A 16,209-nucleotide genomic window follows, 5' to 3' on the forward strand; every position below is an offset into this window, starting at 1 on the left:
GGTGATTAATTTATATTAAAATTTCTTAGATAAATATAAATAGATATTATAGTGAAGATCTTTGAGATGTAATATAATAATATGGAAATTGATAGATTGTTCATTTACTTGACAAATAAGCTGCCGCAGGAGCGGGCCTGCGGCAACTTGATTTTTTAATTGAGGTATAGAGCTATCTATTCTGCTGAATACCAATGAGGACGTAACAGTTTCAAACGGCAGTTCTCACCCAGTTTTGGACCAGGCTTCCGTGAGTTCTTCTGAACACGCAGCTCCTGATCACCTACTGTAATTGCGTAGTCGGTAATCTCGCCAAGATACGTACGGCGTTTAACAACACCATACAGCTCACCATCATCTGAGAAATCAATCTCAGCTGGACGACTGGCCAGAGTTGCTTCCTGTGTATTTGCAAAAGTCGCATCCGGTACAGCCATGGTAAGGGCATGTTCACTGCCGACAGGATAAATTTTGTCACCCTGTTTCTGCACCTTCAGGAAGTTTGACAGACCGATGAAGCTGAAGACGAATTTATTCGCCGGATTATTATATATGTTAAGTGGTGTATCAATCTGTTCAACAACACCACCGCGCATAACAAGAATCCGGTCAGATAAGGCCATCGCTTCTGCCTGATCATGCGTGACGTAGATAATCGAGAACTCAAATTTTTTCTGAAGTTCTTTGATTTCAAAGCGCATTTCTTCACGCAGGTGCGGATCGAGACTTGAGAGAGGCTCATCCAGCAACATGACATCCGGGTTGATCGCCAGCGCTCTTGCGAGTGCAACGCGCTGCTTACCACCACCGGACAGATCAATCGGGCTCTGATCTGCAACAGAATAGAGATTGGTATGCTTGAGAGCATCCGTTGTTCTCTGTTGAATTTCAGAATCCGGCAGCTTCCGCAACCGCAGAGGGAATGCGACGTTTTCATAAACGGTCAGGTGGGGCCAGACCGCGAAGGCCTGGAACACCATACCGAAGTCACGCTTTTCCGGTGGGAGGTAGAAGTTTGTCTTGCTTGAAGACATCAGACGATCTCCAACCCAGATCTCGCCTTCATCAATATCTTCAAAGCCTGCTACCATACGAAGCGTTGTTGTTTTACCGCAACCCGATGGGCCGAGCATGGAGAAGCACTCTCCCTTACCGATCTCCAGATTGAGGTCGTTCACGGCAATGACATTGCCGAAGCGTTTTGTAATATGGTTTAGCCGAATGTACGACATGTTCGGCCCTCCTTATTTCGCACGAACGCCGGTGAGGCGCTGAATGATCATTTGACCGGCAACGATAATCAGCAGGGCAATACCGGCAAGAGCTGCCGATTCAACCGTACGACCATCTTCATTGAGCACGTAGATTTCCACGCCGATGGTACGCGTATTGGTACCATAGAGCATGACCGAGACGGTCAGCTCACGCAAGGCTGGCAGGAAGATCAGGAAGAATGCTGCAATCATACCCGGACGAACCAGCGGAAGAACGATATCCTTCAGTGTTTGGCCCATACCTGCACCGCAGGCACGCGCGGCCTCAATGAGAGAGTCGTGAACCTGTTCAAGCGCCGCCGAGTTGGCTTTCAGAGAGAAGGCCATGTAGCGGGCAATATAGGCAATCAGGATAATCCATACCGTGTTGTAAAGATTGATGCCGAACTTGCCACTCCATGCAAGGATAACACCCAGTGCAATAACGGAACCCGGAACCGAGAATGGCAGCATGCCAAGGAACTCGAGGATACCTTTACCACGGACTTTCATCTTAACGATAACATAGGAGATAATGACACCTGCGAACATCGTGATGAGAGCGGCAGAAAGACCAAGCGTTATACTGTTCCAGATCGCATCCTGTGTCTGACGTGTCGTAAACAGCACATCATAATAGTTGCTGATGGTCATGTTTTCCCAGATGATTGGCAGGCCATAAGTTTTCAGGCCACCAACGAGGAAGATCGTGACTGTCGGCAGGACGATTGTGAAAGCAATATATGCAAGACAGAAGATAAACAGCGGAACACGCAGCCCGCGCAGTTTAACTTCAACAGGACGGAAGCTTTTACCACCAATAATCTGATAACGGCCTTTGCTCAGCACACGGTTCTGAAGCCACATGATGAGGGCAGCTGTTACAACCAGAACGGAGGCTAGAACGGTACCCGCACGGATGGATGCAAAGTTACCGGCACTCTGGTGAATGCGTTCATAAATCAGGGTTGGAATGTTGAAGATGCCGACTTCAATACCCAGAACGGCAACAGTGCCGAAGTGAGCCATGGAGTAGAGCATGATCAGCAGCGCACCTGAGAGAATGCTTGGCATAACCAGCGGAATGGTAATCTTGCGTGTAATCGTGAAGAGGCTTGCACCAGAGATACGAGCGGATTCTTCCAGAGTCGGATCCATGCGCTCAAGAGCGCCACTGACCTGAATAAAGACAAACGGGAAGAGGTACATTGTCTCAATACACATGATCCCAAGATAGGAGTAGATATTGAAAACAGGACCATCAATGCCAATGAAGTCGTAGATATCACGCAGGAAGTTATTGATGTAACCAGCGCGTGGTGACAACAGAATCTTCCATGCCAATGCGCCAATAAATGATGGCAGCATGAATGGTACAAGGAAGAGGATCTTCATAAATCCCTTGTAGGGAAGGTCAGTACGAGTCACGAGCCAGGCGAAGAAGGTACCGACAATCGTACTCATGATTGTCACACCGGCAGCAATAATCAATGAATTGATCAGCGCCTCATAAGTTTCGCCTTCTGTCAGAATACGTAATGTATCTGCTGCGTTGAAGCTGCCATTGACCCAGAATGCATTGAAGAAGATCAGTGCAACAGGGACAACAACAACGATGACAAGAATGGCAACCGAAAGCCAGAGAAGTATTTCGGCGACACCAAAGGAACTACGTTTTTTAACAGCTACGGCGCTCATTAATTGTGCCCCCCAACCATATTTGCGTTATTATTGGACAGAAGCTCCGCATCTGGTTTGAACCAGTGCAGATTATGGAAAGTGACATGACAATTCTCGTTCTCTTTGAACAGTTTGCCGCCATCAATTGCTTCATAGGTATCTTGTAGGACACGCACTTCAACGCCACCGATATCAACCAGATAATCCATGGTTGCACCAAGGAAGCTGGCACGTTTGACAAGTCCTTGCAGGCCCTGACCATCGCGGTTGAGATCAATTTCAGAAGGACGACACCCAAGCATCCAGTCGCCCGTTGTTTCGGGAGTGGAGCTTGCGCTTAGAATCTGATTGGCGATTTTGACTTTGCCATCCTGATAAAGGGAAGGCAGGAAGTTTGCCACGCCCATAAAGCGGAAGATGTAGTCATCCGCAGGCCGTTCAAAGATGTCTTCCGGTGTTCCAATCTGACGGATCGCACCCTTTTCATCCATGATTGCGAGTCTGTCGGAAATGGCGAGGCCGATTTCCTGATCATGGGTGACATAAAGGATCGTGATATCCAGTGCACGCTGCAATTCCTTGATTTCAAAGCGCATCTCTTCTCTGAGATTGGCATCAAGGTTATTGAGTGGTTCGTCCAGCAGCATCAGCGGTGGGCGGGCAATCAGAGCACGGGCAAGAGCCACACGCTGCTGCTGGCCACCTGAAAGCTGAGAAGGAAGACGCTGTTCCATACCTGTGAGATTGACCTGAGCCACGGCTTCCATGACGCGGTCTTTAATCTCGTTTGCTGGCAGCTTCTGGAGCTTCAGCGGATAACCGATATTGTCAAATACGGTCATGTGAGGCCAGACGGCATATTCCTGAAAGACGACGCCTAGGCCGCGGTCATTTGGAGGTAATTCCTGACCTTTGTCGCTATCGGTAACAACCTGGTCTCCGATAGCAATAGTGCCGGTATCCGGCGTTTCAAACCCCGCGATGAGGCGCAGAAGAACGGACTTTCCGCAGCCTGACGGCCCCAGAAGTGTAAAACATTCCCCATGGTTTATCTTCAGCGAGAGATTATCAAGAACGACGTGTTTACCGTAGCTCTTGCGGATATTGTTTAGAGTAATGGTAGCCATTATTCCCTCAACAGCTCAACATTTTGAAGAACTGCCCCCTGATGCGTTATTTTAAACATTAAGAGAGAGAGGAGGTTATCTCCTCTCTCCGGCTCCCCAGCCGTATTGTTTAAATTAACGACCCTGCATGATGCTGGTGAATTTTTTAATCGTCTCTTCCTTCTGCTGGATCAGCTTCGGATAGTCGACTTTGATCGCGCGCTTAACAGCCTCTTCCGGGGAAGGAAGAGAGGTTTTTGGAAGTTCTACATCATTGCGAACTGGCAGCGTGCCTTCACCGGCAATGATTGTCTGACCTTCTTTTGAAAGAACGTAATCAATGAACTTCTTGGCTGCTTCTGTATTCTTGGAACCCTTCATTAGAGCGATAGGGCTTGGGATAACAAGCATTTCTGGGGGGTAAACCAGAGCAAGGGTTGCGCCTTTATCAATCTTGTCATTGGTAATGTAATCAACAGCAAGACTTGCAACCAGTTCACCTGATGCCGTGTCATCGACGACCTGTCCAGAGCCCTTACCCATCTTGGCTTTGTTCTTCTTCAGATCTTCAAAATATTCCCAGCCGAATTTCTCGACAAGAAGGGCGACACTCATATAAGACGTACCGGAAAGAGCCGGGTTTGCGATGCCATAAGCGCCGTTATAGTCTTTCTTCTTGAGATCATCCCATGTTACAGGGGCTGTCTTGATGAAGCGTGTGTTATAGGCAATACCCAATGTGCCGAGACGAGCTGGCGTAAAGCTGCCATCATAGTCTTCGAGCGGGTTGATGATGCTGGCAACTTCAGGAGAAATATACTTCTCAAAAAGCCCTTCATCTTTCATTTTGTAGAAGTCAGGAACTTCACTGGTCCAGAGGACGTCTGCCTGAATAGAACCGGATTCACGTTCTGCAGCAAGCTTAGCCATAAGCTTACCTGCACCGGCTGATTGATAGTCAACGTCAATACCAGGATTCTTTTTGACAAACCCGTCTTTGAGTTTGCCAATCAGCGATTCTTTCATGGATGTGTAGATAATCAGCTTCTCTGCTGCATAAGCAGAGCTCGATACGCCGAAGATCATCGCAGTTGCAATGATGGCTGTCGAAACTTTCTTTATCATGTGTGACCCCTCCAAAAAATACTACCCAAGTTGTAGGACGGGCCATTTTATATCGTCAAGCTTTGTTTAATAGCGCTGTAAGTTTAAGCTGATAACAATAGTTGACCATATCAATGAAAAATCGTGCTAGCAGTTATCTGATGATTCACTTGCAATTATGGGAAATTGTGTTGTTTTTTATTACTTTGCGATGCGACATGACATGGACAGAAGCACCAGTAAAGCGGCAATAAACAGCAAAGCAGTTGGAAGGCTGGTTGCATGTGCGATGAAACCAATTGCCGCAGGGCCGGTGAGGATACCTGAGTAGCCAATCATGGTCACGGCAGCCACGGCAAGGTTGGCTGGCATGATTCTTTGCCGTCCCGTTGCTGAATAGAGAACGGGTACAATATTTGATGCGCCAAGCCCGACCAGTGCAAATCCGAGAAAGGCAGCAGCCGGGTGTGGGAAGATAACAGCAATAATAAATCCGCAGGCCGCGCATAGGCCACCAAATGCCAGAATAACAACACCACCAAAGGCTCTTACAAAAAAGTCACCCGTGAGGCGGCCAACGGTCATTGTGGCTGCGAAGGCGGCATATCCCAAGCCTCCATAAGATGTATCAAGCCCCCTGTTTGACGTGAGAAAGACGGCACTCCAGTCTAACATGGCACCTTCTGCCAGAAAGCTGATGAAGCAGAGGGCACCAATAAGAATGATGGATCCATGTGGCAATACGAATATGGGTCCTTGCTGTTCAACGGCATTCGGCAGAAGATGCCTGCCATATATAATCAGCAGTGCGATGATAATGACGCATACAATCAAGGTTGCCTTAACGGATGACAGGCCTGACCAGAGAGCCAGAGCCAGGCCACTTGCGCCGAGTATGCCGCCAAGGCTGAACAGGCCATGGAAGCCTGACATCATCTTTTTCCCGGAGTCTCTTTCAACGATAATAGCCTGAACGTTGATGACCACATCCAGAATGCCGATGCTGACACCGAAGAAAAGCAAGCCTGCAACCATGCCCCATAAGGTAGGCGCCAGTGCAAGCCATGGCAGGACAAGGCAGAGCATGAGCGATGAAATGATAATCAGCCTGCGACACCCGAATCGGGCTGTCAGGATGCCGGCCAGAGGCATGGAAATGATAGATCCGGCTCCAAGGCACAGCAGCAACATCCCAAGTGTATGCTCATCAAGGTTCAGACGGTTTTTGGCATATGGTACCAGAGGAGCCCAGGCTGCTGTTGCGAGTCCGGCAATGAGAAAAGATACGCGTGTTGCATTCTGGACGTGTTTTTCCGGTAGTTGAGAAGACATTTATTACCAAATTAAAATGTAAAATATAAAAACGCTCTGTTTCTGCTCTCGATTTAAATAAACAAAGAAAATTAAAAAGTATATTAGGTTTTAAAATTTTAATGTTTATTTTTAATAATAAAAATTATTAAATTTAATTATTTCATATAAATATTTTTGTTTGAATTATATTTATAATTTTTAGAATATAAAATTATTTATAAGGCGATTAAATTTAATTATATAAAGTATTATATTTTATTGTGAAAATATAAAAATAAAACGCTGCCAATCAAGAGCAAGACAACGAGGGGTATTTTTAGTGGGCACATCTGTGAATTGTTTTCTGAAACAAGAAACTAAACATTGGTGTACTGGGGCTGTAAGGAAATATATTATGCTTGCGGGTATATCAATTGGATGTCTGGGATACATATACACACCGGCTCAGGCAATAGATTATACTGTGACAATAGACGGTTCATCGCCTGCTACAGTTCTTCAGGGTGGAGACACTGTAACTGTTAGTGGTTATATGAAGCGGGCGATGTATGCATACTGGAATACTGAAGCCATCGTTGTTGAGAATGGTGGTGTGACGCTGACCAACTGGTCCTTTAGTGGTGGATCAGGCTTGGTAACCGCTGATTCGGGTGGCAATATTAATCTGGGAACCGGTTCGGTCATTAATGTTGGCGGGACTTTGAGGCCTCCAGGTTCCATGGGGCCAACAGGTCTTTTTGCAAATGGGGCGGGATCAATCATTACGGCCCGTGATCTGACGGTTAATGTTCAGTCAGACAAGTCTTATGGGATTTACTCACGAGCTGGTGGTGCCGTTAATTTAACCGGTCAGACGACATCAATATTTTTGACAGTAGCATCCCTACCGCAAGTAGTTATGCCCTGACGGCCTACAGCACGACAGGTGTTGCGACAACAATCACGGCAGAGAACGTAAAGGTTATTTTTGCAGATTATAATGGTACGCTTTCAGAGTCTGCCATGATAATTTCGGCTTTGGGTGAAGGTGCGTGTATTGATATAACGGGAAGTACGGATATCAGAGCTAACCTTAGTGTTGGGCGTGCCATAACAACCAACGTGACAAGTGCAAATCCGGGTGGGATTGTTAATATAAATAATCTGGATGTTGAACTGACAGCATCCCAGGGGAGTGCAGGTTACAGTATCGGTGTCGGTATTGAACCGACACGCGGTATTGTAAATGTTACAGGAACCTCCAAGCTAGATATCAGCAGTGAGGGAGAGGCAAGCGGGATCAGAAGTGAAGCAGGTGAAGCAACATTAAGTGGTCCGTCTGCACACTTCTTCATAACTGCGCCTGTCGCTTACGGTATTGAGACGATATCAAATGGCAGTACTGTCACAGTCAATAATATGACGGCAGATGTTGTCGGCACAACCAGTGCAGCTGTTATCTATAATACCACAAATGTGGCCGCTGCGACCAATGATGTCACAATCAATACAGGTACTCTGCACAGCAGTATGGATGGTGTTGTTGTTGATGGTGGTACACTGAATGCCACACTCAATAACGTCACTCTGACCAATGATTCAGGCATTGCCTTTAAAGTTGGGGCAAATGCTACCGGTACCTATGCCGGTAGTACATCCCTGTCTCTGAACGCGGATGCGTCTCAGTTCACGGGCATTGCCATGACAGATGCCCTGAGTCAGTTTGACTTGTTACTGAAAAATAACAGTTCCTGGACTGTAACGGGTGATTCAACACTGAGCTCTCTGAGGAATGAGAACAGTACGGTTGCTTTCTCTTCTCCTGCGAATAACGTCTTCAAAACCCTGACAGTGACCAACTATACGGGTAATAACGGAACGCTCATTCTGAACACGGTTCTGGGAACAGACGCTTCCCCGTCTGATCTTCTGGTGATTGATGGCGGTACGGCAACCGGTACAACAAATCTTGTTGTGATGAATGCCGGTGGTCTTGGCGCCCTGACGACAGGTGACGGTATTCTGGTTATTGAAACCGTAAACGGCGGTACAACGGATGCAGGGGCTTTCGTCCAATCCAGCCGTATTGCTGCCGGTGCCTATGACTATACGCTGGTTCGTGGTGGCAGCATGTCAGACGATAACTGGTACCTGACCAGCGCTTATATGCCCCCGGATGAACCAGGCGGCAGCGAAGAGGCTACAGACAACGGAACAGTGATCATTCCCCGGCCCAACTATCGCCCTGAAATTGCACTTGCTTCTGCAATACAGCCGATTGCCGCGGAATATGGTTATGCCATGCTTGATACATTGCATGAGCGGGTCGGTGATACTTTTGCCATCAGACCATTTGAGAAGGCTTATGAAGAACGTGTTGTCCGTGGCAAGAATGGCAAACGCCAGATTGTCCGTGTCCCGGTTCAGCCGTCAGCTGAGAGCCAGAAATGGTTTGCCGGAGCGTGGGGCCGTCTGTTCGGTAACCGCGGTTTTCAGGATCGTGGTGGCAGCTTCCTCAAAAACGGCCCGAAGTATGATTACACCTTCGGTGGCATTCAGGCAGGTCTGGACATCTATGGTCGTGAGACTACAGCCGGTACGGACAAGGCCGGTATCTATGTCGGCTATGGCAATATCTCGGCGAATGTGAAGGGTGCTTACGGTGGCAAGGCCGGTTCCATTGATATGGATGCCTATACGATCGGTGCTTACTGGACGCATAAGGCAACGCAGGGCTGGTATACGGATGCCGTTGTACAGGGTACCTGGTACACGACGGATGCAACTTCCATCTATGGTCAGAAGCTTAAGCCTGATGGTTTCGGTTTCATCGCCTCGCTTGAAGGTGGTTACAGCTTCGATCTTGGTGATGGCCTGATGCTTGAGCCACAGGTTCAGCTTGCTTACCAGCATCTGTCCTTCGACAGCTTCTCGGATGCATATGGTCGCTTCTCGATAGCTGATGGAGACAGCCTGCGTGGTCGTATCGGTGCCCGTCTGGTCAAGAACTGTGATATGTCTGACACAGGTAACGGTCCCCGTCAGCTGACCACATGGCTTCGCGCCAACATCTGGCATGAGTTCATGGGTAAGACCAAGACGACTGTGACGGACACCTATGGCCTTAATGGCGTGACGATCCCGTCCAATCTTGGTGGAACCTGGGGCGAGATTGGCGCAGGTGCCTCAATGCTTGTCAGTGAGAATGTGACCATGTTTGCCACGGGTGCCTACAGCCGCTCGCTGGATAACAAAGGCCGTGAGGCATGGGATGGCCGCCTCGGTATGACCGTCAAGTGGTGAGGAACCGCTCACTCTAAACAGAATGGCGCTGTCTTTGACAGCGCCATTTTTTATAATCAATGAACAACTGCGCCTTCCCGCGTCAGAATTTCACGCTTGCGCTCCACCCCCCAGCGATAGCCTGAAATATCGCCATTCTGGCGCACAACACGATGACATGGGACGGCAATTGCCAGTGTATTCTGCGCACAGGCTCTGGCAACAGCACGGCTGGCTGAAGGCTGACCAATTGCTTCGGCGAGTTGGCTATAGCTGAATGTCGTTCCCGGAGGGATTTTCTGCAAGGCTGACCAGACCCGTTTCTGGAATGCCGTTCCCCGGATATCCAGCGGCAGTGACAGGCTTGTTCCCGGACGCTCGATCATCCCGATGACAGACGCAACAACCTGATCAAAATCCTTATTATCGCCGATCAGTTCTGCCTGCGGGAAACGATCCTGCAACTCCTGCAAAAGTGCATCAGGGTCATCACCAAGGGCGATAGACACAATGCCTTTTTGTGACTGTGCCACAAGTACACTGCCTAATGAGCACTCGGCCAGCGCAAAGAATATCTGCTTATCTTTACCGCCCTTTCGAAATTCCGTTGGCGTCATGCCAAGGGCAGAATCTGATTTCTCGTAAAAGCGGCTGCTGGACCCGTAACCTGCATCATAAATCGCATCGGTAATCCGGCTTTTATTCTCACTGAGATTTTCCTGCATGATCTTCATCCGAATTTGCGTGCTGTATTCCTTAGGAGTGACACCTGTTATCTGGCGGAACTGCTTGTGAAAGAAATAAGGACTTAACCCCACGGCAGCAGCCAGATCATCCAGCTTTAAATCTCCGGCACTCTCTTCAAGAAGACGACAGGCTTTGGCAACCAGTCGACCATTCCGTTCCGCAACGGATTCCTGATTTGGCTTACACCGCATACAGGCTCGATATCCTGCCTGTTCGGCCTCCTGCCAGCTATCGAAAAATGTGACATTCTCGGCTTTAGGCAACTTGGACGGGCAGGATGGGCGGCAATATATGCCTGTTGTTTTAACGGCATATATGAAGGTACCATCTGCCTGCCTGTCTTTGTTCTGCAGAGCCTGCCAGCGGATTGTATTGATATCGTCTGTCATAATCTTAAACCTTTATCATACCGCTCACGCAGTCGCTGGCAGTGCCTTCAGAGAGGGCACGGTCGACAGCAGAATAATCACAAACTGCACAATAAACCCTGCAACGGCAAGCCAGAGGCAGCTCTCAACGCCAAACTGCAAAGCCAGCATCGCAGCAATGACAGAGCCCAGTGGTCTTGCCCCAAAAGTAACGGTCAGAATGAGCGCAGATACCCGCCCCATCATCTGCCCCGGTGTCACAACCTGCCGGATTGCCATTGTGGTAATCGACCAGATCGTTGGCCCTGCACCAAAGAAGAAATAAGCTGCAGCCGCCAGAGTAACACTTGGAAACCAGACTGTCGCGAGCAGAAGTACCGCAGCTAACAACCCACTGAGCGGGCCAAGCACAACCATTGTTCCGTAAGAGAGTTTTTGCTCCAGATACTTCAGGCTCATGGCACCAACGACCATACCAATACCATAAATACCAATCGTCAATCCAATCTGGCTGCCAGAAAGAGAAAGATTGGTTGCAGCATAGGCGACATAAACACCCTGCACCACGAACCATGATGTATTGAAGAAAATGGCCGTCAGCAAAATCGGGCGCAGCAGTTCATGCCGTATAATGAAGGTCGCTCCTTCCATCAGGTCGTGTAAAACCCGCTTTTGCACAACCGGACGCTGGGCTTCTTCCGGCAATGAAACGAGCAGAACCGCTGCGAATACCGATAATACTGTTGCAAAAACATAAGCAGAAGATGCCCCCATGTAGCCAACCAGCATGCCACCAAGAGCAGGGCCACCTGAAAACGCAATGCTTCGCGCAAGTTCCAGCCACTGATTGGCCCGCATAAGCCCTTCTTTTGGGATAATTGTGGGAACATAAGCAGGCAGTGCTACGCTGTAAGAGACAGTGCCCATAGTTCCGATAAATCCCAGCACAGCCAACAGCGGGAGAGAAAGCCCGCCAACATATAGCATCAAAAAGATGATGCTTAGTGACAGGGCTCGCAAAACCTCAGCACCAATAATCAGATTACGACGCGAGAACCGGTCAACAATCAAACCAATCGGAATAGACAGAAGTAAAAACGGCAAGGTCTGGCTTGTCTGCAGAAAAGCCGTATCACTGGCACTGGCTCCCAGCACTAAAACAGCCACCAGTGGTGCCGCTGCCAATGCCACCTGCTCTGAAAAATGAGCAAATAAATTTGACCATGAAATTCTTTTAAATGTTGAATCCAGAAAACGCATCTCTTTGTCTTTCATTACCTGTGTTGATAACGAAAATGACGCATATAAAAAAATGGAACACTCCGTTTCTTGCTCTGGAATTTTTGTGAGGCGTTCTTTAAAGTATTTATCGCAGTCCCACCCTTATTCTTTACAGGAAAAACCAGTGTTTAAATTCTCCCGGATATCGTGTGCCCTTGGATTATCAATAATGATGCTCAGCGGCATGGCCAGCGCAACAGAGGCTCCTGCGCCCGTAAAAGTTAAAGTATTTATTGGTGCCATGTTTGAAATTGGCAAAAATACAGGCGACAGAGCCGGTGAGTTTCAGCATTGGTATGAACGTTACTGGATGAAATCCGCAGCCAAGGAAGTCCCGGGTGCAATGAACCCCGTGTTCTGTAACGATGATGGTGTTTGCGGCTCTGTTCTTGGAATGGGCAAGGTCAATTCTTCCGCCTCCATGCAGGCCATTATCCTGAACCCGCAATTCGATTTCTCGGAAGCCTATTACATCATGTCAGGCGTTGCCGGTACGCCGCCATCACAAGGCACCATTGCTGATGTGAAATGGGCCACATGGCTTGTTGACTATGATCTCGGCCATCGCTGGGCCCCGGAAGAGGGTGACCCCGGTAAGCCTGTCTTCATGCCGCGCAAGGGCTATGAGGAATACCGTGTTTACCAGCTGAATAAAGACCTCGTGAAATGGGCAGTTGATCTCAGCAAGGATGTAACACTGAAAGATTCAGACAGTGCCAAGGCTTACCGCCTGAAATACCCTGATACTGCCGCCCGTGCAGCTCCATCAGTCGGAACCGGTACATTCATTGCCGGCGACACATTCTTCCACGGCCCAGGCCTTTCCAAAGAAGCCCAATACATCGCCAAGCTCTATGGTGCTGATGATTACGTGATGACTGAAATGGAAACCACAGCCATCGCTCTGGTTATCAAACGCACTCACGGTACAGACCGTATTCTGGCCCTGCGCGGCGCCGTGAATTTCGATCAGGGCAACCCAAGTGAAACAACCCTCCAGCACCTCGACCCGGCCCCGGGCCAGACAGCTGGTGGCTTTGCCGAAACCGTCGAGAATATTGAGCTCGTTGGCTCCAAAGTTGTTGACCACATCCTCAAGAACTGGAGCGAATGGCAGAAGGGCGTTCCGGCTGCGAAGTGAGCCTGTTATCTAATAGAATAACGTAATGCCGCAGTTTTACTGCGGCATTTTAAATTGATCATATGTTTATTGATTTTCTCCGTACCAATTTTTGGTCCCATTCACTATTCTGACAATCAGAAGCATCACGGGAACTTCTATCAGCACCCCAACAACTGTTGCTAACGCCGCACCAGACTGAAAACCAAACAAACTGATAGCAGCAGCGACAGCAAGCTCAAAGAAATTGGAAGCGCCAATCAGTGCTGAAGGACAGGCAATATTGTGCTTCTCACCAACAACTTTATTCAACCAGTAAGCCAGCCCTGAGTTAAAGAACACCTGTATGAGAATAGGCACTGCCAGCATTGCAATAATCAGCGGCTGATTAATGATTGCCTCACCCTGAAATGCGAACAACAAAACCAAGGTCAAGAGCAATGCAATCATCGACCATGGTCCGATTTTTGCCAAAACCGCATCAAACTTTTCAGGCCCTTTTGAAAGGAGAGATTTTCTAATTACCTGAGCTGCGATAACCGGAACAACAATATACAGAACAACAGATGTCAGCAGCGTATCCCATGGTACTGTTATTGCAGAAAGGCCAAGCAATAAGCCTACCACAGGCGCAAAGGCAAAAATCATAATCACGTCATTCACAGCAACCTGAGATAGCGTAAAATAGGGATCCCCATTTGTCAGTCGGCTCCATACAAACACCATGGCTGTACAAGGGGCCGCAGCTAATAATATCAAACCTGCAACATAACTATCGAGCTGATCGGCAGGAAGATAGCTTGCAAACACGTAGCGAATGAAAAGCCATGCTAGAAAAGCCATAGAAAATGGCTTGACTGCCCAGTTTATAAAAAGCGTTACACCAATTCCACGCCAGTGCTGTTTAACCTGAGCCAAAGCCCCAAAGTCAATTTTCAGCAGCATCGGAATAATCATAACCCAGATGAGAACACCAACAGGTAAGTTAACCTTGGCAATCTCTAAACCACCAATCACCTGAAAGACGCTTGGCATAGTCTGCCCAAGCAATATTCCAACAACAATACAAATCGCGACCCAAGCTGTCAGGTAGCGTTCAAACAAACCCAGGGGTGATGAATCTGACTGAACGGTCTTATTGGTCATATTTTATTGTCCTACTAAACAGATCAGGAAGCCTGAATATTCAGGCCTCCTGTTACATTCTTATTATGCTTCTGAGAGCTTTAGCAAACGCTCGACACCAATAGGTTCTTCTGCCTGTAATGACACAAGAGCCGTACGTTTAGCATATTTATTTAATACAGCATCTATCTGATAATACTCCTGCTGAGTTCTCTTCCTGAGCAAAGGAGATTCTGTTTCAGAATTGATCAGGCTGTTATTGATAATCCAGCCCCACGGATGGATATCCGCTCTGCTTAAATCATCCTGCAAATGTGCTGCTTCGAGAACAGGTGTTGTTTCCGGCAAGGTAACAACAATCACCTTAGTCTGCTCTGGATCTTGCAATTGCATCAATGGCGTAGTTACCGACATACCCGTCTCACCCATCTGACGAACAATCTCTCGATGATAAGCACCTGTTGCATCTAACAACAGTAATGTATGACCGGTAGGTGCAGTATCCATAACGACAAACTTGCAGCCTGCATCCCGAATAACTCTTGAGAAAGCCTGAAAAACAGCAATCTCTTCAGTACAAGGAGACCTCAGGTCCTCTTCAAGAACAGCTCTGCCCTGCTCATCAAGCTTTGCTCCTTGCTGTTCCAGTACATGCTGGCGATAACGCTCTGTTTCTGCCTCGGGATCAATTCTGCTGACAATCAGATTATCCATAGAACCGTTCAGAGTATCTGTTAAATGTGCCGCCGGATCTGAAGTTGAAAGATGAACGGGAAAGCCACGTTTTGCCAATTCAACTGCAATAGTGGCTGCCATTGTTGTTTTCCCGACACCGCCTTTGCCCATCAGCATAATCAGGCCATGATCTTTTTCCGTCAGCTCATCAATCATTACAGATAAGGGTGATACGGCAATATGCTTAAGGGGTAGGTCTTCACCTGTTATCGTCGGAGTATCAGGCTTCAGTAATAATTTAAGTGCCTCCAGCCCAAACATATTAAATGGCTTAAGAGTTAAGCTATCAACCGGGAGCTTTCGCAAATTCTCTGGTATATCAGATAAAGCTTTTTGTTCCCTCTGATAAACAGCTCTGGCCAGCATATCTTTTGCAGCTTCGCTTTCAGGCAACATACCGTTAATTACAAGGTATTGCTGATTTAATCCAAGTTCGGCAAGCTCATCATGCGTGCGTGAAACTTCTTTCAGGGTGGAAGCCTGCGCCCTGGCAACGAGCACCATTCTTGTCTGTTTGCCATCTGCCAAGGCTTCAACAGCAGCACGATACTGGTTTCTCTGTTTTTCAAGTCCAGCTAATGGCCCAAGACATGTTGCACCTTCAGGGCTATCGTCAAGAAAACTGCTCCAGGCACCGGGTAGCTGAAGCATTCTGATTGTGTGCCCAGTTGGCGCTGTATCAAATACAATATGATCATATTCCTCGCGCAGTTGAGTGTTGGTCAACAAGGCTGTGAACTCATCAAATGCAGCGATCTCTGTCGTACATGCACCTGATAATTGCTCTTCAATACCCGCAATAACATCTGGTGGAAGTAACCCTTTTACCGGATCAATCACCCGATCACGGTACTGTTGCGCTGCTTTTTGTGGATCAACTTCCAGACCTTTTAGTCCGGGCACAGACGTAACGGGCGTTATTTCATAGCCTATCTTCTGCTCAAATACCTGGGCTACGTTAGAAGCAGGATCAGTACTGACGAGTAGAACTTTTCGTCCCAATTCGGCAAGGTGAATTGCTGTAGCGCAAGCAAGCGAAGTCTTTCCCACTCCGCCTTTTCCCGTAAAGAAAAGGAATGGTGGGCTCTTTTCCAAGAATTTCATGATAGATTACC

The 16,209-nt window shown here is 47.9% G+C and carries 12 protein-coding genes; 3 read left to right on the forward strand and 9 right to left on the reverse strand.

Annotated elements, in window-relative coordinates:
* Positions 1–176: 176 nt before the first annotated feature.
* The 5 genes from WJT86_RS02030 to WJT86_RS02050 all read right to left on the reverse strand — a co-directional run bounded on the left by WJT86_RS02030 (position 177) and on the right by WJT86_RS02050 (position 6,475).
* Positions 177–1,232: an ABC transporter ATP-binding protein gene (locus WJT86_RS02030; RefSeq protein WP_346335821.1), complete on the reverse strand. Its 1,056-nt coding sequence runs from the start codon at positions 1,230–1,232 to the stop codon at positions 177–179.
* A 12-nt stretch (positions 1,233–1,244) separates the two neighbouring features.
* The gene (locus WJT86_RS02035; protein ID WP_346335822.1) at positions 1,245–2,951 is read right to left on the reverse strand and encodes an ABC transporter permease; all 1,707 of its coding nucleotides are present in this window, start codon (positions 2,949–2,951) and stop codon (positions 1,245–1,247) included.
* Positions 2,951–4,060 carry an ABC transporter ATP-binding protein gene (locus WJT86_RS02040; protein ID WP_346335823.1) on the reverse strand — a complete coding sequence of 370 codons (1,110 nt, stop codon included), beginning with the start codon at positions 4,058–4,060 and terminating at the stop codon, positions 2,951–2,953. Before WJT86_RS02040 ends, WJT86_RS02035 begins: the two co-directional genes overlap by 1 nt.
* 114 nt (positions 4,061–4,174) lie before the next feature.
* Positions 4,175–5,164 carry an ABC transporter substrate-binding protein gene (locus WJT86_RS02045; RefSeq protein ID WP_346335824.1) on the reverse strand — a complete coding sequence of 330 codons (990 nt, stop codon included), beginning with the start codon at positions 5,162–5,164 and terminating at the stop codon, positions 4,175–4,177.
* A gap of 180 nt (positions 5,165–5,344) precedes the next feature.
* Positions 5,345–6,475, reverse strand: coding sequence for an MFS transporter (locus WJT86_RS02050; protein ID WP_346335825.1), 1,131 nt, complete (start codon positions 6,473–6,475; stop codon positions 5,345–5,347).
* A 376-nt stretch (positions 6,476–6,851) separates the two neighbouring features.
* Between WJT86_RS02050 and WJT86_RS02055 the strand changes: the two genes are divergently transcribed.
* On the forward strand, positions 6,852–7,364 hold the full coding sequence (locus tag WJT86_RS02055) for a hypothetical protein (RefSeq protein WP_346335826.1): 513 nt from the start codon (positions 6,852–6,854) through the stop codon (positions 7,362–7,364).
* 95 nt (positions 7,365–7,459) lie between these two features.
* Positions 7,460–9,739, forward strand: a complete 2,280-nt coding sequence (locus WJT86_RS02060; RefSeq protein ID WP_346335827.1) for an autotransporter family protein — start codon at positions 7,460–7,462, stop codon at positions 9,737–9,739.
* 56 nt (positions 9,740–9,795) lie between these two features.
* Here the strand turns inward: WJT86_RS02060 and ada are convergent, their stop codons facing one another.
* Positions 9,796–10,854, reverse strand: a complete 1,059-nt coding sequence (ada, locus tag WJT86_RS02065; protein WP_346335828.1) for a bifunctional DNA-binding transcriptional regulator/O6-methylguanine-DNA methyltransferase Ada — start codon at positions 10,852–10,854, stop codon at positions 9,796–9,798.
* 24 nt (positions 10,855–10,878) lie between these two features.
* Complete coding sequence (locus tag WJT86_RS02070) at positions 10,879–12,108, reverse strand: MFS transporter (RefSeq protein WP_346335829.1); 1,230 nt, start codon at positions 12,106–12,108, stop codon at positions 10,879–10,881.
* A gap of 130 nt (positions 12,109–12,238) precedes the next feature.
* Here WJT86_RS02070 and WJT86_RS02075 point away from each other — a divergent pair, with 130 nt between their 5' ends.
* Positions 12,239–13,255: a purine-nucleoside phosphorylase gene (locus WJT86_RS02075; protein ID WP_346335830.1), complete on the forward strand. Its 1,017-nt coding sequence runs from the start codon at positions 12,239–12,241 to the stop codon at positions 13,253–13,255.
* A 66-nt stretch (positions 13,256–13,321) separates the two neighbouring features.
* On the opposite strand, the gene arsB is transcribed toward WJT86_RS02075, so the two are convergent.
* Both arsB and arsA read right to left on the reverse strand, forming a co-directional pair.
* Entirely contained in the window at positions 13,322–14,344 is a 1,023-nt protein-coding gene (arsB, locus tag WJT86_RS02080; RefSeq protein ID WP_455429313.1) for an ACR3 family arsenite efflux transporter, read from the reverse strand.
* A 99-nt stretch (positions 14,345–14,443) separates the two neighbouring features.
* Entirely contained in the window at positions 14,444–16,198 is a 1,755-nt protein-coding gene (gene arsA / locus WJT86_RS02085; protein WP_346335832.1) for an arsenical pump-driving ATPase, read from the reverse strand.
* Positions 16,199–16,209 lie beyond the last annotated feature (11 nt).

Source organism: Hohaiivirga grylli (assembly GCF_039655745.1).
Lineage (GTDB): Bacteria > Pseudomonadota > Alphaproteobacteria > Rhizobiales > Beijerinckiaceae > Hohaiivirga > Hohaiivirga grylli.

What these genes read in the sequence shown, in the direction of transcription:
- WJT86_RS02070 (WP_346335829.1), bottom strand. Translation starts at nt 12,108, where the DNA reads ATGAAAGACAAAGAGATGCGTTTTCTGGATTCAACATTTAAAAGAATT.
- WJT86_RS02040 (WP_346335823.1), bottom strand. Translation starts at nt 4,060, where the DNA reads ATGGCTACCATTACTCTAAACAATATCCGCAAGAGCTACGGTAAACAC.
- WJT86_RS02055 (WP_346335826.1), top strand. Translation starts at nt 6,852, where the DNA reads ATGCTTGCGGGTATATCAATTGGATGTCTGGGATACATATACACACCG.
- WJT86_RS02060 (WP_346335827.1), top strand. Translation starts at nt 7,460, where the DNA reads ATGATAATTTCGGCTTTGGGTGAAGGTGCGTGTATTGATATAACGGGA.
- WJT86_RS02035 (WP_346335822.1), bottom strand. Translation starts at nt 2,951, where the DNA reads ATGAGCGCCGTAGCTGTTAAAAAACGTAGTTCCTTTGGTGTCGCCGAA.
- arsA (WP_346335832.1), bottom strand. Translation starts at nt 16,198, where the DNA reads ATGAAATTCTTGGAAAAGAGCCCACCATTCCTTTTCTTTACGGGAAAA.
- WJT86_RS02050 (WP_346335825.1), bottom strand. Translation starts at nt 6,475, where the DNA reads ATGTCTTCTCAACTACCGGAAAAACACGTCCAGAATGCAACACGCGTA.
- ada (WP_346335828.1), bottom strand. Translation starts at nt 10,854, where the DNA reads ATGACAGACGATATCAATACAATCCGCTGGCAGGCTCTGCAGAACAAA.
- WJT86_RS02030 (WP_346335821.1), bottom strand. Translation starts at nt 1,232, where the DNA reads ATGTCGTACATTCGGCTAAACCATATTACAAAACGCTTCGGCAATGTC.
- WJT86_RS02045 (WP_346335824.1), bottom strand. Translation starts at nt 5,164, where the DNA reads ATGATAAAGAAAGTTTCGACAGCCATCATTGCAACTGCGATGATCTTC.